Origin of the sequence: Ureibacillus sp. 179-F W5.1 NHS (assembly GCF_045369345.1) — a bacterium.
GTDB lineage: Bacteria > Bacillota > Bacilli > Bacillales_A > Planococcaceae > Ureibacillus > Ureibacillus halotolerans.
On record NZ_JBIQFG010000036.1, the window covers coordinates 1 to 16,061 of the forward strand.

The following is a 16,061-nucleotide window of genomic DNA, read 5'->3' on the forward strand; positions in this document are numbered from 1 at the left end:
GCTATCGCTCTATATCCTAGTGAGCCACTTAAATATTCTTGAACCACCATCAATTTAAATTCTTCATTATATTTAGTCATAAAAAATCATCCCAAAAGTTAGTTTTTTTACTCTAACTTTTGGGGTGCAGTACCTTTTTCAAAAGGAAGGGTAGCTTTTTTATTTTAGCAAAAAGAGTATCCTTAAATGAGAATTAGCCATTACATAAACCAATTCAGTTTTTATTGTCCCTAACTCTAACACAGGCATTCCGTATTTTTAAAACTATTTCCAGCTTTGCTGTAAACCTTTTTACGAAAATGGACTCTTTATTAATGAAGACTTTGAAAGGAGGAGCTATGAATTCTCATCTATTGTTGGATATATACAATAAACAAGCAAAAATGATTTATTACTATTTAAAAAAGAACGGTTGTAGTCATGAAGATGCAGAAGATATTGTTCAAGAGAGTTATACGAAATTTATCGCTTATAGTAGTGGTGTTCCTTCAGAGAAAGCTCTTTCTTATATTTTTACCATTGCAATGAATGAATTTAAAAAGTGTTTAAAGAAAAAAGGGATAGAAAGAGCTATTTCGATTGATGAACATCGCTTCTGGAATAATTTTGCAAATGACCATGATACTGAATTGAGCGTTATAAATATCGAAATGAATCAAGAAATTTCACTTATTTTAGAAAGCATTCAAGAAATCTATAAGCAGCTCTTACTATTAAAATACGAGCTTGGACTTAGTTATAAAGAGATTGCTTTATTACTAGGAATGAAGGAAGAAACGATTAGGACATATTTATTTCGGGCAAGGAAAGAATTTCAAAAGAAGTGGAGGAATCTACATGAATGATTTTTCAGACGATCTTTATCTTTTTGATGAAAAGAAAATCAAGAAGGCAGTAAGAAGAGGAAAAATGAAGACGATCATTATAACTATTTTTGTTTCTTTAGTGGTATTTGTAATCTTGAACATAGCTAATTTAGCTATTTCATCACATTTTAGCCAAAAGGCTTTTAATCAATGGGATGCATATGTCCGTCTCAGCACTCCTAATGGATACATAAGTGAAACCGTGGATTCAAGGGGGGTATTAGGTGGAATAAGCAACTATGAAATTTCAAAGGATTTTAAAATTAAATCGGTCGTTATTGAACAAAAACAATATTCATTTGGTCTAATCCCATCTGTTTTAACTTCAAGAAGTTCAGGTGGAAACGTGGGAATTACAGGTGAAGATTGGCAATTTAGCTATAAAGAAAATGGGTGGAGAGAAATGCTATTTTTCCACCCCAATGTACCTTATAAACAATATAAAGATGATGAACAGTTAATTAACGGTATGCAGGGAGACAAAGTTTATGAGGTAGCACTTTCATTTGATCAGCCTTACAAACCAAATGAACTTTTTATACAACTTCCTGAAATGACATGGTTTTGGATAGACACTTATAGTAGTGAACAGTTAAACAAGTTTCAAAAAGAGGCAAAAGAAAACGATTGGTCTTCAACATTTATTAGAGAAAAAGATGCACTAGGTTTCTCAATAAATACGCCTTATATTTCACTCCATGATTTAGACAGTGAGTATGAACAATTTTTAGATTTACTGCAAATGAGTATTTCCCCTGATCACCAGAATGCTTTTAACAAGATGAAAGATATCAAGTTAGAGGATGTAGAAATATTAGGGGTGGTCGTTTATGGAACGAAGGATGAATTAAAAGAAATCCTAGAGAATCCTATCATTAAAGCTTCTTCGCTTGGAGGAGTCATTGAAAATTATTAGGATAAAATAAATAATATTGTTTTGCATTATCGAGTATTCCACAATCGGGCGCGATTGTGGAATAACTAAAATCCTATATTTATAACCCCGTTCTTATTTAGAGCGGGGTTATGCAAAGAGAGATCCACTATTTGAAGAAAAATTAAGAAACACGATTATAGACAATATGTTTCGGAATATCTCTAATATACCGAATATGTCAAACCTTAACATTCCGTTAGAGGTAATGACACAATTCATTTCTTCAGCTCATTTAGGTGTTATACGATATTGGTTAAATACAGATATGAAGCAAACCCCAGAAGAGATTTCCTCGATGTTAGTTCAAATGATATTAAAAGGACCTTTGGAAGCGAGTGGGCTAATCAAGAATATAATGGAGCAAAAATGAAGTTTTTTAGAGAAGACAAGCCTACTCTTTAATCTTGAGTAGGCTCGTTAAAGGTTATTTTAACAATTGTTGTTCAAATCTTTCTTTCACACTGTTCCACTCTTCTTGAATAATGCTGTACATGACTGTATGGCGAATCGTTCCTTCTTTACGAATCATATGATTGCGTAAAATGCCTTCTTTTACAGCACCTAACCGTTCAATCGCTTTTTGGGAACGAACATTTTCGTGTCCTGTTTTAATTTGAATCCGCTGCATGCCCAATTGTTCGAAGCCGTATTGTAGTAATAAATATTTACAGTTTGTGTTGATGTTTGTTCGCCACACCCTCGGATTTAGCCAAGTAGAGCCAATTTCTAAACGTTTATGTTGAAAAGAGATGTCCATATAAGACGTTGCCCCGACAATTTGTTGAGAACTTTGGTCGATAATGACAAACACAAAATCGGTTTCAGCTTCCCGTTTTTTTATCCCTTCTTCTACGTATTTCATTACGCTTTCTTTACTCAATAATTCCACCGACATATGTTCCCAAATACGGGGGTCTGATGCGGCAGAAAGAATCCCGTCCGTATGTGAAAGATTGATAGGTTCTAGTTTCACGATGTTATTTTGTAATATTTTCATTTTTCATCACTCCTTGTATTCATTAAATATCAGCTTTGATATGATAGAAATAACCAAAAAGGGGAAAATGAACAATACCAAGGAGCGTCAAAATGGAACTACAAATTATTTTTTCAACCGATGAACCGAAGTATATGACCATTTATAAGCAAATTAAAAAACAAGTCTTAACGAACGTCATCCATGCCCATGAACAGTTACCGCCAAAACGACTGTTGGCGAGCCAACTGAATGTCAGTATACAAACGGTTCAAACGGCTTATGAACAACTTATTAGTGAGGGCTTTATTTATACAATTGAACGAAACGGTTATTATGTCTCTGAAGTGGAATTTCCTTATTCCTTTGAAGATTCCTTTAAGCCTATAGTAGAAATTGAAGAGAATGAAAATCCAACGATTAGTTTTCGGAACGGCCAAGTGGATGCTGCCCATTTTCCATTTTCCGTTTGGACGAAATATGTAAAGGATCATTTTCAATCGAACATGATGCCAAATGCTAAGTGGCAAGGGGAAGCAATGTTACGAAATCAAATTACGCGGTACATACGAAAGGCAAAGGGCATTCACTGTCAGCCAAAGCAAATTTTTATTTTTAACGGTACCCAACAACAATTAAAAGTGCTAAGTCAATTTTTAAAACCAACCGCTGTCGGAATTGAAAATCCTGGTTTCCATCGAGTTTACTATACGTGGAAACAGTCCCGGCTTGAACCAACCCTTGTCCAGGTCGATGAACAAGGTTGTACGGTTCCGACTGTTCCGCTAGATTTGCTTTATACAACACCTGCTCATCAATTTCCAAAAGGAACAATCATGTCCATCACAAGAAAGGGAGAATTGCTACAGTGGGCCGCTGCTCATCAAAGTTATATTATTGAGGATGACTATGACGCAGAATTTCGTTATAAAGGAAATCCGATTCCACCATTGGCCCAATTAGATTATGAAGAACGGGTCATTTATTTCGGTTCTTTTTCTAAAACAATGATTCCTTCTATACGGGTGAGTTATATCATTTTGCCTATGCATTTAGTGGATTCCTTCGAACAGTTTATGCAATTTGACAAATCGATGGTATCCAGATTGGATCAAGTAGTGCTCGCCCATTTTATGAAAGATGGGCATTTTGAAAAGCATATCGCGAAAATGCGAAAACTTTACAGTGAGAAACGACAACATTTAATCGATGAAATTAAAAATCGACTAGGCGATGAGTTTATAATTACAGGTGATGATGCGGGGTTACATATTGTTTTACACTTACCCGATTATTTAACGGAACAACAAGCTTTGCAAAAGGCGAAATCAGTAGGGGTAACCGTTGATGCCTATTCCCAATTTCAATTTGATCGAACAGGGGAAACGTCGAATAAAGTTGTTATCGGCTATGGCACCTTGTCGTTGGAACAAATTACGCAAGGTATTGCCGCTATATCTACTGTTTGGAAATCCAAATAAATAAGAAAATCTCATCTGTATGAAGCAGGTGAGATTTTTCATGTTATTCTTTCGTTGGCCTTTGAAATAAGTATATTTGGCGGGCAATATATTCTGAACTAAAGTGAATACCATCCTTTAACCACCACATAATGATCCTGTCATTGAGGCTACTTTAATATCAAAGTCGATGTATTCTTTCGTTACTGCTTTTTCGGCATTTTCTCTCCTCGTCGCTTAATAAATGAAATAGTTCGTTTTCAAACTTCCGCATTTCAAACAATACACCGATGCATTTCCGATGGTCATACAAGAAATCTAATAAAATGACGAATGTTCATGATTCGAGAGGTCTTTCATATGAATTAAATCACCTACTTTATTCGACAATACGTCGATAATTTCATCGGTGATTTGTTTTAATAAATCGTTTATATCTTGGTAATGTAAATAGAACGTTGTGCGATTTAGTTCGGCGCGATTTGCAATTTTTTGAACCGTTAAATCGGCGATGGATGGGTTTTCGGCTAAGGGAGAAAACTGCATGTTTAAACATTTTATTCGACCGAATGGATCCGCTCCATTCCTAAAAATAAAAAAGCGGTCTATGCCAATGTTGAAAAGAATAAACTAACTTGGATTGTATATTTTGATGAAAAACTTCTGGAAGAAGAAAAAGAAAGATTAAAAGTGGCTTTAACCGAAATAATATGTGACTTTCCGGAAATATCCACTGTCGATTTGCAATATTTTTATCATACTGAACCTATGGATATGAAAATACTAACTATTACAATTGGCTTTTTACTAGATATGAAGGTGATTAAATATTAGAGCCTGATCTAGTTTGCTAGCGTAGGAAAGTGAGTCCATACATGGGAATGTTTACAATTATTCCGCAGTTTCATTTTTTGAGCGTTTTTCGTTTTTAAAGGAAAATGGCTCCAATGAATGTCTTCGGATTATAACCAATAAGGAGGAATTACTATATTTTGTCAGTTTCAATCAGGCAGGGAAAACATCGAATAAAGTTGTTATTAGCTAATATCACCTTGCCGTTGGAAGAAATTACACTACGTATAAGTGCAATTGATACAAGGTATCCAGAACAATCGGTTTCGAATAAGAAAATATTCTTTTTCAAAGAAAGTGACGAAATCACCATAAAACTATAGCTGTTGAGTAGTAATTAAATGGTTAACCATTAATGGGAATAAAAATTGTTTTCCAATAACCATTAAGAATACCTTGTGTCTAATTAGGAAAGTCTATAATTATAGAGATTTTTATATCATTAAAATTTACAGATTGGGGTCTTTTAAATGGAGTCAATATGGTTAGAGTATGCCTGGACATTGTTGATTCTAATTGGATTAGAAGGATTATTATCAGCTGACAATGCTCTAGTACTTGCAGTTATTGCCAAGCATTTACCGGAAGAACAGAAAAAAAGAGCTATAAATTACGGAATTCTATTGGCCTTTGTTTTTAGATTTGCTGCACTTTTTGCCATTTCTTTTATCGCCAATGTGTGGCAGATACAGGCGATAGGGGCTGCCTATCTTCTATATCTAGGATTAAAGCATGTCATTCAGGCACGGTTTGGTAAAGATAATAAGAATATTCATAAGGATGATGAAAAGGAATCCGCAGGGAAAGGTTTTGGTGCTACTGTAGGGAAGATAGCATTGGCGGATCTTGCTTTTGCAGTTGATTCTATTCTAGCCGCAGTTGCTCTTGCCCTCGGTCTTCCAGATTCTCCACTAGGCGACTTTGGTGGTATGGATGCAGGTCAATTTATCGTTGTACTACTTGGAGGTATTGCTGGACTTGTTTTGATTAAATTTGCAGCAACTTGGTTTGTACAACTTCTTGATAAACGTCCAGCTTTGGAAACTACAGCATATGCCATTGTTGCTTGGGTTGGTGTTAAATTAGCTGTAATCACGCTTGCCCATGAGGATATCGGTGTGTTGAATCATCACTTCCCTCACAGCACTACGTGGACACTAATCTTCTATGGAGTATTAGTAGCTATTGCCCTACTCGGTTGGTTTGCGCCTAGTAACAAGTCAAAAGGAAAAGATGTATCGTTATAGATAAAAATAATCTATAAAAGCATTGCCTTACCACTATCTTCCTATAGTCCCTTCGTATTAAATTGAACCTTGTTGGAAAAATTTGAATTGACTTTTAAAAAAAACGGATGTAGAGTGAAAATTAAATTAATAGGAAAGACCACTAGGGGAGCCATTTTGGCTGAGACAGAGTAATCTGGACCCTTTGAACCTGATCTAGTTCATACTAGCGTAGGAAAGTGGAGTCCGTGCATGGGTATGCTTACAATTATTCTGCCGCTCCATTTTTTGGAGCGGTTTTTTCGTTGTTGAAGGAAAAATGGCTCCAATGAACGTCTTCCGATTATAACCAATAAGGAGGAATTAACATGAGTTTTTCAGCAGAACTTAGGAGGGAAGCAACTCCTATCTTTAACGCAATTTTTGAACATCCTTTCGTACAAGGAATCGCAAAAGGAGATTTAAAAAGGGAACAATTAATCCATTACGTCAAACAAGATTTTGAGTATTTAAGTTCCTTTATACGAATCTATGGAATTGCTATTTCAAAGTGCGAGAATCGTGAAGATATGGCCATGTTTAATCAACAAATATCATTTGTTTTAAACAGTGAAACCCATCCGCACCAAAACTTTTGCCAAATCGCAGGTGTACCATACGAAGAGTTACAAGGATATCCGTTATCACCATCTGCTCACCAATATATTCGTCATATGCTGACCGTTGCCCATGAAGGAACGTTAGGCGAAATTTTAGCTGTTTTATTACCTTGTCCGTGGACTTACTGGGAGATTGGAAAGAAATTATTGAATGATGTAAAACCAGATCAATTCCATCCATTTTACGAATGGATTCATTTCTATGGTAGTCGTACGGATTCCATTACGACAAAATTCTGTGAACGTTTAGATGAATGGGCGTTAGATGCAACAGAGAAAGAAAAGGACAAGATGCGAAATCATTTTTTACTCAGTTGCCAGCTTGAATATATGTTTTGGGATATGGCTTATCGGCTGGAAGAATGGCCTGTCAAAATGGAGGCTGTCAAAGAATGAAGTGGAAGATGAAAGAAGTTGTTCTTGCGGTTATTTTATCCGTAGCTTGCGGTGTTATTTATTTAGGCTGGTCGACCCTTTGGATTCCGATTTCCGCTCTAGTCGGACCAGTTGGAGCAGGATTTATGTTTGGGATTTGGGTCATTGCTAGCCCAATCGTTGCTTATATCATCCGTAAACCTGGTGCAGCCTTTATCGCGGAGGTTGCAGCAGCGGCTGTTGAATTACTAACGGGTAGTCACTTTGGTTTATCGGCTCTGTTAGTAGGCGTTTTCCAAGGGATTGGTTCCGAAATAGCCTTTGCCTTATTTCGATATAAACGTTATAACCTCTTTACATTAATGCTTTCAGGTGCTTTAGCGGGGGTTTTAGGAATTGTTTATAACTTATTGGCTAACGGTTTTGGCTATTACACAACGGGCGTATTTTTTGCAACATTAGCGATTCATATTATTAGCGGAGCGATTCTCGGAGGATGGTTAGGGAAAGTGGTAGTAGACGCCTTAGCTAAAACAGGGGTGTTAGAACAATATGAAATTATGAAACAGACGAGAAAAAAGGGCGAGATCAATGAAAACGTTTCTAGGCTGTAAAAACTTGTTTATTCGCTTCTACAATCGCTCTGAACAATCGCTTCAAAATATAACGTTGTCCATAAATAAAGGGGAAAAAGTATTAATTTTAGGACCTAGTGGGAGTGGGAAATCAACTTTGATTTCCGCCCTTGCTGGTATTATTCCGGAACATATTGAGGCCGAAGTAAATGGTGAAGTATTTTCTAGAAAACATGTTGGCGTGATGTTCCAAGATCCGGATTCTCAATTTTGTATGTTGCATGTAGATGAAGAGATTGCTTTTAGTCTGGAAAATCGATCTATTCCTCGAAATGATATGGACAAAATGATTGCAGACATAATGGGGCAAGTCGGTTTGAACGTAGATAAGAGAACACCGATTGAAACATTATCAGGTGGAATGAAGCAACGATTGGCGTTGGCTTGCCTGTTAGCATTACAACCCGAAGTGTTGTTTTTTGATGAACCAACAGCCCAACTAGATCCGAAAGGTAGACAGGAAATATTTGATTTACTACACCAATTATCGAAAAAAACAAACCAAACGATGGTCTTTGTGGAACATGTATTAGATGGTTGTATCGAGTGGATGGATCGGGTCATTTTGTTAAATGATTGTGGAACTGTGATTGGGGACGGAAAACCAAAGGACATTCTTCAAAACTTCCAGAAGGAAATGGAAGTAGCGGGGATTTGGCGACCAAAGGTTTTTCCTGAAAAGTGGTCGGAAGTAGTGGAGAATACGTCCCATCCTATATCGATGAAACTATCTGAAAAACTTGAAACGAAGCTAGTTAATAATGAAAAGGGAAATAATGACGTAGTGATTCGTACAGAAAATATGGAAATAGGCTATGGGAAAAAGACGATTATTAGCGACATTAATGTAGAAATCCGTAAGGGGCAATGGGTATCTATTATAGGGCAAAACGGAAGTGGAAAAAGTACGTTCTTAAAAAGTGTGATTGGTTTAGAGCCTATAAAAAAAGGACAACTTTACTTTCAACATAAGGAATTAAAAAAATGGTCCGATCGGGAATTATTTGAAAAGGCTGGCTTTGTTTTTCAAAATCCAGAACATCAATTTATAACAGATACGGTATTTGACGAAATTGCCTTTGGTGGCCGACAAAGAAATTGGCCAAAGGATTTAATTGAAACAAAAACAATGCAATTATTAAAGGAATTTGGATTGGAAAGATATCGCGACGCTCACCCTTTTACATTAAGTTTAGGGCAAAAACGTCGATTAAGTGTGGCGACAATGTTATTGTTCGATCAAGTTTTACTATTACTCGATGAGCCTACTTTTGGCCAAGATGAAAAAACGACAAATGAATTAATTCGTTGTTTAAAAGAAAGGCAGAATCAGGGAACGACTATTATGATGGTGACCCACGATATGGATTTAGTTGATCATTATTCGGATCAAGTCATACTCTTTAACGAAGGAAAAGTGATGTATCAAGGCCAACCGTATGGATTATTTTCTGATGAAAAAATGGTGCGGGAATGTGGGTTGATTCCACCGCTCCATTACCAGTTAATGCATGAAAGAAGGGGGCTTGTTTTCGTATGAAGGCAAACGATTCCTTCCTCGCTTCTTTAAATCCGAGTTGTAAGTTATTTACGCACATATTCGTCATGTTTCTATTAATGACGATATCCAATCCAAAGGTGACTTTCTTCATATGGATTCTCGGTGTATTTGTTGGCGTTTTTTTAGGAGGTTGGCGAATTTCGTACCTTTTCAAACGGCTTGTCCCATACCTAGGGTTTTCCATTCTTGTCTTTTGGATGATGGCGGCCTTTGGCGAAGGGGAAACAACGATTTGGAAATGGGCTTGGTTCCATGTGACGGAGGAAAGTATCACAAATGGCTTAACGGTCGCATTAAGAATGTTAGGCTTTGTCACGTATGGCTTATTATTTACTTCTACAACCGATTTAACCTTGTTCATTATGAGTTTAATTCATCAATGTAAGCTTTCACCAAAATGGGCCTACGGATTACTAGCTGGATTTCGGTTTATCCCGCTCTTTCAATCGGAATTAAAGCAAATGAAGACGGCCCATAAAGTAAGAGGATACAAACAAAAAAATAGTTGGAAAGCGTTTATGCGGTATTCCATCCCATTGTTTAGTCAAGGAATACGAAAGGCAGAGCGAATTGCCATTGCAATGGAAGCCCGTGGATTTACAGGGACAAAAGAGAGAACATATTATCAAACGACTCATGTAGTTGCGAAAGACTGGGCTTATGCATTTTTATTATTAATCGTTGTAATAACGTTGATGGTGGTGGAGTGATGATTTAGTTTAACGGTCGCATTCTGATTCGGATGTGCATATCTTACTGAAAAACAGTAGGGTGTGTGACGTAAGGTGATGAAAAACTTTTCTAATGAAGTTTCCCTTCCGAAAGATACAGCTCCCCATTTATTTTCAAATGTGGAATGGTGGTACTATTTTGCTTATCTTACGGGAGAAAAAGGAGGCCGATATGCGACAATGGCTTCTTTTTTTCGAATTGGGGAAACCGAGTTAAATAAAGGCCATTATTTAATTTTTTCTCTCATTGATCTGGATAAAGAAATTCAGTATAACTACTCCCAAATCGACGCAACATTAAAGTGGAATTTAAAAGCTTTTTATCTTCCGTTGTATTTACTACTTCGACCAAATGATAAGCGGATATGGAGATTGCAAAAAAGCTTATTGAAAGGGAAAATTCCTTCTCCCCATACGCAAATGAAAAAAGTGACGATTGAACATAACCCAACCGAGCTTTTTTATGGAGATCATCAATTATCGTTTTTCGGTGAAAAGGAAGATCGTTTTAATGTACAACTAGTCGATAAAAAATTAGAAATCGATTTACAATTTGCGCCCCTTAAATCCATTGCTCTTATTGGTGAAGATGGTAAGCCAGATGAGTTATACTATTACTCCTTTACGAAAAACGAAGTACAAGGACAGATTCGTACGGAACAAGGAACCCAAAAAGTAACAGGTCAAGGTTGGTTTGATCACCAATGGGGTTGGGATTATGCATTATTAAAAGGAAACGAAGGGTGGAATTGGTTTGGTCTGCAATTAAATGATGGCCGAGAGTTGTTATTAAATGAAATGCATACCAGTGGCGAGAAAACCTTTTCCCCGATGGCCAATTTAATTGAACGGGACGGAACATTGCGTTTTTCAAGAAATGTGGACTTTCAAGAAATGAAACATTGGCAAAGTATACAAACAAAAGGAAAGTATCCAATCGAATGGAAGATTGTTATCCCTGATTTTTCAATGGAATTAAACGTAAAGGCTGCTTTTCCCAACCAAGAAATGCTTATTATTGGTCCACTTCAAGCGATATGGGAAGGAGCTTGTATTGTATCGGGTCAGGAAACTTTAGCGAGTGGAAAAAGGAAAAATATTTATGGAAAAGGCTTTATGGAACTAGTCGGATATGCGAATTAAATATTTAATGTTAGTATTACTCCATCACGAAAAGATATGTCCAACATTTGTAGCTTTCCTTCGTACATATTTTGTAGCCAAATTTCAATACTAAAGTGGAAACGAAAATTGGCGTAGGAAGGGAAGAGACATATGGCGAAGCATTCAGATACAAGTTGGAAACAGGATCATCCAAGTACATTGTTCGGCAACTCGGTTCAAAAGGCTGATCGCGCGGTGAAGCAAGCGATGTCCCACCCAGAGGAAATAGCAGTGGAGCATGCTTTCAATTCCATCACCCACGCAGAAAATGCGTTTTCCAATGCAGTCCAACATGAAGAACATATGGATATGATTGAAGCAAATAAACAGCATTTAGATAAAGTGAAACAACAATTACGTGAAGTGGAAGAGATTGTGGAAGAACAAAAATAAATTGGTATTACAAACAATGACAGCTAATTGGCAAATCAAATGCCAATTAGCTGAATTTTAAATTTTATTTGATTGTTGCGTCCTCGAAAGTATTAACGTATTTTGCTGCTTGGGAACCTGAAACTTTTCCAAAAACTGCACCGGACATCAGTCCAGAACCACCAGGATAATTTTCATAGAAAATACCACCAACCATCTCGCCTGCTGCAAAAAGACCTTTAATCGGTTTTTCATTTTTGTTTAAGACTTCTCCATTTGTATTAACATGAAGGCCGCCAAAAGCAAAAGTAATTCCACAAGTTACTGGGAACGCATAAAATGGCCCTTGTTCAATAGTCATCGCCCAGTTTGTTTTTGGAGGTGTAATTCCTTTTGTTCCTTTCCCATCTTTAATGGAAGGATTGTACTCGCCATCTTGTACAGCATCGTTATATTCTTTAATCGTTTGTATAAATTGTTCTTTATTTACAGACAGTTGATCAACTAATTCTTCCAATGTAGCTGCTTCATAAACCGTTGCTTCTTCTAAATTATATTCTTTTCTTAGAAGGGGACGTACTTGGGCATCAAAAATTTGATATGCCACATGGTCTGGTTGTTTTAAAATTTCACGCCCGTATTTCGCGTACGTATAGTTTCTAAAGTCAGCTCCTTCGTCGACAAAACGATAGCCATCTTTATTTAGCATAATACCTAAAGGATAGGAATGCTTTTTAAAAATATCACCTGGTTTAGTAAAATCGCCAACCTTAGGTACATTATAATCAGTTCCAATCGAATGGCATCCATCCCAGTCGCCGAATGGTTGAGCTCCAATTTCTAATGCCATTTGAATGCCGTCGCCGGTATTGTATTCTGTTCCTCTAACTATAGCTGCATCCCATTCAGCCCCAAGATATTTTGAGCGCATTGCTTTATTCGCTTCAAAGCTACCACACGCTAATACCACACTTTTTGTTTCAACTGTAATGGTTTCACCTTGTTTTAGAATTACTACTCCAGATATTTGTTCATTTTTCATTACTAATTGAATTGCTTGGGATTCATACCATACATCAATATTCAACTGTTTCGCGCGTTCGAATAATTGCTTCATTAAGCCGATCCCTTTTTCTTTTGTTTTTACTGGAAGGCCTCCCCAAAAATGAATTTTTCCTTCTTTTTTAAAGGATTGGTTATCATAGTTCAGTTCGAATTCTACGCCCTGTTCCCGCATCCAAACAATTGTTTCATATGATTTTGAAACTAATTGCTTTGCTAGTTTAGGATGACTTTGACCATCTGTAACACGCATTAAATCATCATAATAATCTGAAGTGCTATATTTTGGCATGACAATTTGCTCAGCTTCTTCATCTCGTAATTCGGGCATGATTCTTCTAATATCGTTTAAATCATTATAGGCAAATCGGATTGCACCGTCAGTAAAAAAGGAGTTGCCCCCTTTTTTATGCTCAGGTCCCTTTTCAAGTACTAATACTTTAGCACCGTTTTCTTTTGCGGAAATGGCCGCACATAAGGCAGCATTTCCAGCTCCAATCACTACAACATCGAACGAATTATTCTTTGACATTTCATTTCCCCCACTTATTTAATATTTACAAAATTCATACAATTAGTATAATAAAAGCTAATAAATAGATAAAATATTAAAAATTGATACCTATCGATAAAATTTTTCTATAACTATATAAAATGAGGGATTGCAACTATGGATGAGAAAGATTGGCTAATTTTGCAAACGGTTTACAAAGAGAGAAATATTACAAAAGCAGCTGAGCAATTATATATTTCTCAACCTTCTCTTACGTATCGAATTCAGCAACTGGAGCAAGAACTAGGGGTGAAAATTTTATCTAGACGAAAAAGGGGAGTCGATTTTACTCAAGAAGGGGAATATCTAGTTCAGTATGCCAATAGTATGCTTCAACAGATGAATGAAATGAAGGACTATCTAGCCAATCTTGACGGGAAAATAAAAGGAACCCTTAGGCTTGGTGTATCGCAAACCTATGCTCGTTATAAGTTGCCTACTATATTAGCAAAATTTATAACTGAATATCCTGAAGTGGAAATTAAACTAAAATCCGGTTTTAGTTATGAAGTGATTCAAATGATAAATAAAGAGGAAGCGAATATCGGTATCGTACGAGATGCTTATGACTGGAAGGGGTCGAAAATTTTATTAAACAAAGAAAAAATTTATCTTGTATCAAAAGATAAAATTGATATCGATCAATTACCGAATCTAACGAGAATTGACTACAATACTGATCTCTCCTTAAAAAATACAATTGATGCTTGGTGGAAAGAATCTTTTGATCATCCTCCTAAAAATACAATGGAAGTAGATTTAATCGATACTTGCCGCGAGATGGTTTTAAACGGATTAGGGTATTCCTTTTTGCCAGAAATATGTCTAAAAGGATGTAACAATTTATACACCTATGAATTGTATTTACATAATGAAAATCTAGTTAGGAATACATGGCTAATTTTCCATAAGCAATCGTTAGATCTTTCCGTAGTGAAGGCATTTGTTGAGTTCATTGAGAAAGAAAAGGCATAGCGAAGGAAAAGAATTTACTCAAAATACTTACGCTTTAAAAATGGGAGAAAGCATATGAAAAAATTCCTGACAGTTTCGTTGAAAATAAAAATATTAGGTTTAGTTATTTTATTAATTGTCTTCATTATCGGTTCGTTATCTTCGTTATATATTTATATGAAATTAAATGATGATATTGAGAAAGCGGAAGAGTTAACGTTACAGACAGCTAAAACTTTATCTTATATGCCTTCACTCCACGATTACTATGAATCGAATAATAATAAAACGAAAAAACTTGCAATTTTAATGGACCAAATTAAAAATCAAGGTGGGCCGATGACAGTCTTTTTCCAAAATCGTGATGGCTCTATTTTTGCTTCTACAGATCATACCCATTTATATAACAATCTTAAAGTCGAAGATACTTATAAAGCACTTACTTTTGGTAGTTATTCTGTTATTCAAACGACAGAAAGTAATCAAAAAGTATTAAAAGCAGTTGTACCTATCATTATCGACTATGGCAATTATAAGAAGATAGATGGTGCTGTAGTGGTCCTATATGATTTGAGTACACTTTATGCTGCTGTTTGGGATGATGTTAAAAAAGTGCTCAAAGCGTCTGTATTTATTTTAATTATCGGGGTGTTAGGAAGTTATTTACTTGCAAATAGTATTCGAAAAGATACTTTAAATCTTGAGCCCCATGAAATTGCAGCTATGTTTCGGGAGAGAAGCGCCATTCTGCAATCTGTCAAAGAAGGTATACTAGCTGTCGATGAAAAAGGTTTTATTACGATGATGAATGCGTCCGCCCGCTATTTATTAGAGGTAGATGAACAGGCAGAAGGAAAGCGATTATCGGATGTTATTAAAGAAAACGAATTGTTAGAGATTCTTAATGGTAATGAAAAACAAATTAATATTGAAATTCAATATAATGAAAAAATTATCATTATTAATACACAACCAATTATTGAAGAAGGTAAACGGATTGGCATTGTTGCTAGTTTCCGTGATCGAACAGAAATTAAACATATGGTTGATGCGCTTTCTGAAGTAAAACAATATTCAGATGACTTGAGAGCCCAATCCCATGAATTTACGAATAAATTATATGCGATTTTAGGTCTTCTACAGCTTGGGAAAAATGACAAAGCAATTGAATATATTAAAAGTGAAACACATGTACATACAATCGAAGAAGATCTCATATTAACGAAAATTCATGATGAAAGAGTACAAGCAATCTTGCTAGGGAAAATTGCACAAGCATCAGAAAAGAAAATAGATTTTGTAATCGATGAGGAAAGCTCATTAACTTATATTCCACAAGAGGTTACATTATCTTCGCTCATTATTATTTTAGGAAATCTTATTAATAATGCTTTTGAAGCGGTTAAAGATTCCGTCGAAAAAAGAGTCAGCTTTTTTGTGACTGATATTGGAAACGAAATTATTTTTGAGGTATCTGATAGCGGTCCAGGGATTAATAAAGAAATGGAACATCAACTTTTTCAAAAAGGGTTATCTTCAAAAGGGAAAAATAGGGGGTATGGACTTTTTAATGTGAAAATTGAAGTAGAATCATTGAGGGGGATAATTGAATATAGCAGTGATGTTGGAAAAGGGACTGTATTTACAGTGTTTTTGCCAAAGGTTTCCTAAGGGGGAG

At 35.9% G+C, this 16,061-nt stretch carries 15 protein-coding genes, 2 pseudogenes and 1 riboswitch; of the genes and pseudogenes, 14 read left to right on the forward strand and 3 right to left on the reverse strand.

The window, feature by feature from the left end; genetic code table 11:
• The first annotated feature begins 338 nt into the window (after positions 1–338).
• The 3 genes and pseudogenes from ACH0B5_RS13900 to ACH0B5_RS13910 form a co-directional block, all read left to right on the forward strand.
• On the forward strand, positions 339–845 hold the full coding sequence (locus tag ACH0B5_RS13900; RefSeq protein ID WP_122973723.1) for an RNA polymerase sigma factor: 507 nt from the start codon (positions 339–341) through the stop codon (positions 843–845).
• On the forward strand, positions 838–1,782 hold the full coding sequence (locus ACH0B5_RS13905; protein ID WP_122973722.1) for an anti sigma factor C-terminal domain-containing protein: 945 nt from the start codon (positions 838–840) through the stop codon (positions 1,780–1,782). The genes ACH0B5_RS13900 and ACH0B5_RS13905 overlap by 8 nt, the downstream gene beginning before the upstream one ends.
• Positions 1,783–1,909: 127 nt before the next feature.
• Positions 1,910–2,173 (forward strand): annotated as a pseudogene (locus tag ACH0B5_RS13910) (TetR-like C-terminal domain-containing protein); the annotation flags it as partial.
• Positions 2,174–2,227: 54 nt separating this feature from the next.
• Here ACH0B5_RS13910 and ACH0B5_RS13915 read toward each other — a convergent pair.
• On the reverse strand, positions 2,228–2,800 hold the full coding sequence (locus ACH0B5_RS13915; protein WP_341361622.1) for a GNAT family N-acetyltransferase: 573 nt from the start codon (positions 2,798–2,800) through the stop codon (positions 2,228–2,230).
• Between the two features lie 92 nt (positions 2,801–2,892).
• Between ACH0B5_RS13915 and pdxR the strand changes: the two genes are divergently transcribed.
• The gene (gene pdxR / locus ACH0B5_RS13920; protein WP_406927983.1) at positions 2,893–4,260 is read left to right on the forward strand and encodes a MocR-like pyridoxine biosynthesis transcription factor PdxR; all 1,368 of its coding nucleotides are present in this window, start codon (positions 2,893–2,895) and stop codon (positions 4,258–4,260) included.
• A 43-nt stretch (positions 4,261–4,303) separates the two neighbouring features.
• Here the strand turns inward: pdxR and ACH0B5_RS13925 are convergent.
• A pseudogene (locus ACH0B5_RS13925) lies at positions 4,304–4,795 on the reverse strand (TetR/AcrR family transcriptional regulator).
• A 26-nt stretch (positions 4,796–4,821) separates the two neighbouring features.
• On the opposite strand from ACH0B5_RS13925, the gene ACH0B5_RS18100 reads away from it, so the two are divergent.
• The 8 genes from ACH0B5_RS18100 (at position 4,822) to ACH0B5_RS13960 (ending at position 11,835) form a co-directional block, all read left to right on the forward strand.
• On the forward strand, positions 4,822–5,073 hold the full coding sequence (locus ACH0B5_RS18100; RefSeq protein ID WP_483887698.1) for a MafI2 family immunity protein: 252 nt from the start codon (positions 4,822–4,824) through the stop codon (positions 5,071–5,073).
• 488 nt (positions 5,074–5,561) lie between these two features.
• Entirely contained in the window at positions 5,562–6,338 is a 777-nt protein-coding gene (locus ACH0B5_RS13930) for a TerC family protein (RefSeq protein WP_406927984.1), read from the forward strand.
• Positions 6,339–6,472: 134 nt separating this feature from the next.
• A riboswitch (TPP riboswitch) is annotated at positions 6,473–6,572 on the forward strand.
• A 113-nt stretch (positions 6,573–6,685) separates the two neighbouring features.
• Positions 6,686–7,372 carry a thiaminase II gene (gene tenA, locus ACH0B5_RS13935; protein WP_406927985.1) on the forward strand — a complete coding sequence of 229 codons (687 nt, stop codon included), beginning with the start codon at positions 6,686–6,688 and terminating at the stop codon, positions 7,370–7,372.
• On the forward strand, positions 7,369–7,965 hold the full coding sequence (locus ACH0B5_RS13940; RefSeq protein ID WP_341361626.1) for an ECF transporter S component: 597 nt from the start codon (positions 7,369–7,371) through the stop codon (positions 7,963–7,965). Before tenA ends, ACH0B5_RS13940 begins: the two co-directional genes overlap by 4 nt.
• On the forward strand, positions 7,943–9,526 hold the full coding sequence (locus ACH0B5_RS13945; RefSeq protein ID WP_406927986.1) for an ABC transporter ATP-binding protein: 1,584 nt from the start codon (positions 7,943–7,945) through the stop codon (positions 9,524–9,526). Before ACH0B5_RS13940 ends, ACH0B5_RS13945 begins: the two co-directional genes overlap by 23 nt.
• Complete coding sequence (locus ACH0B5_RS13950; protein ID WP_406927987.1) at positions 9,523–10,257, forward strand: energy-coupling factor transporter transmembrane component T family protein; 735 nt, start codon at positions 9,523–9,525, stop codon at positions 10,255–10,257. The genes ACH0B5_RS13945 and ACH0B5_RS13950 overlap by 4 nt, the downstream gene beginning before the upstream one ends.
• A gap of 78 nt (positions 10,258–10,335) precedes the next feature.
• Positions 10,336–11,421: a lipocalin family protein gene (locus tag ACH0B5_RS13955; protein ID WP_406927998.1), complete on the forward strand. Its 1,086-nt coding sequence runs from the start codon at positions 10,336–10,338 to the stop codon at positions 11,419–11,421.
• Between the two features lie 132 nt (positions 11,422–11,553).
• Positions 11,554–11,835 (forward strand): DUF2564 family protein, encoded by a 282-nt coding sequence (locus tag ACH0B5_RS13960; protein WP_341361628.1) that lies wholly within the window; start codon positions 11,554–11,556, stop codon positions 11,833–11,835.
• Between the two features lie 64 nt (positions 11,836–11,899).
• On the opposite strand, the gene tcuA is transcribed toward ACH0B5_RS13960, so the two are convergent.
• Complete coding sequence (tcuA, locus tag ACH0B5_RS13965; RefSeq protein ID WP_406927988.1) at positions 11,900–13,408, reverse strand: FAD-dependent tricarballylate dehydrogenase TcuA; 1,509 nt, start codon at positions 13,406–13,408, stop codon at positions 11,900–11,902.
• 138 nt (positions 13,409–13,546) lie between these two features.
• Between tcuA and ACH0B5_RS13970 the strand changes: the two genes are divergently transcribed.
• Together ACH0B5_RS13970 and ACH0B5_RS13975 are read left to right on the forward strand one after the other, a co-directional pair.
• On the forward strand, positions 13,547–14,404 hold the full coding sequence (locus tag ACH0B5_RS13970; protein WP_406927989.1) for a LysR family transcriptional regulator: 858 nt from the start codon (positions 13,547–13,549) through the stop codon (positions 14,402–14,404).
• 54 nt (positions 14,405–14,458) lie between these two features.
• Positions 14,459–16,054: a sensor histidine kinase gene (locus ACH0B5_RS13975; RefSeq protein ID WP_406927990.1), complete on the forward strand. Its 1,596-nt coding sequence runs from the start codon at positions 14,459–14,461 to the stop codon at positions 16,052–16,054.
• The last annotated feature ends 7 nt before the right edge of the window (positions 16,055–16,061 follow it).

What these genes read in the sequence shown, in the direction of transcription:
- ACH0B5_RS13900 (WP_122973723.1), top strand. Translation starts at nt 339, where the DNA reads ATGAATTCTCATCTATTGTTGGATATATACAATAAACAAGCAAAAATG.
- ACH0B5_RS13905 (WP_122973722.1), top strand. Translation starts at nt 838, where the DNA reads ATGAATGATTTTTCAGACGATCTTTATCTTTTTGATGAAAAGAAAATC.
- ACH0B5_RS13915 (WP_341361622.1), bottom strand. Translation starts at nt 2,800, where the DNA reads ATGAAAATATTACAAAATAACATCGTGAAACTAGAACCTATCAATCTT.
- pdxR (WP_406927983.1), top strand. Translation starts at nt 2,893, where the DNA reads ATGGAACTACAAATTATTTTTTCAACCGATGAACCGAAGTATATGACC.
- ACH0B5_RS13930 (WP_406927984.1), top strand. Translation starts at nt 5,562, where the DNA reads ATGGAGTCAATATGGTTAGAGTATGCCTGGACATTGTTGATTCTAATT.
- tenA (WP_406927985.1), top strand. Translation starts at nt 6,686, where the DNA reads ATGAGTTTTTCAGCAGAACTTAGGAGGGAAGCAACTCCTATCTTTAAC.
- ACH0B5_RS13940 (WP_341361626.1), top strand. Translation starts at nt 7,369, where the DNA reads ATGAAGTGGAAGATGAAAGAAGTTGTTCTTGCGGTTATTTTATCCGTA.
- ACH0B5_RS13945 (WP_406927986.1), top strand. Translation starts at nt 7,943, where the DNA reads ATGAAAACGTTTCTAGGCTGTAAAAACTTGTTTATTCGCTTCTACAAT.
- ACH0B5_RS13950 (WP_406927987.1), top strand. Translation starts at nt 9,523, where the DNA reads ATGAAGGCAAACGATTCCTTCCTCGCTTCTTTAAATCCGAGTTGTAAG.
- ACH0B5_RS13955 (WP_406927998.1), top strand. Translation starts at nt 10,336, where the DNA reads ATGAAAAACTTTTCTAATGAAGTTTCCCTTCCGAAAGATACAGCTCCC.
- ACH0B5_RS13960 (WP_341361628.1), top strand. Translation starts at nt 11,554, where the DNA reads ATGGCGAAGCATTCAGATACAAGTTGGAAACAGGATCATCCAAGTACA.
- tcuA (WP_406927988.1), bottom strand. Translation starts at nt 13,408, where the DNA reads ATGTCAAAGAATAATTCGTTCGATGTTGTAGTGATTGGAGCTGGAAAT.
- ACH0B5_RS13970 (WP_406927989.1), top strand. Translation starts at nt 13,547, where the DNA reads ATGGATGAGAAAGATTGGCTAATTTTGCAAACGGTTTACAAAGAGAGA.
- ACH0B5_RS13975 (WP_406927990.1), top strand. Translation starts at nt 14,459, where the DNA reads ATGAAAAAATTCCTGACAGTTTCGTTGAAAATAAAAATATTAGGTTTA.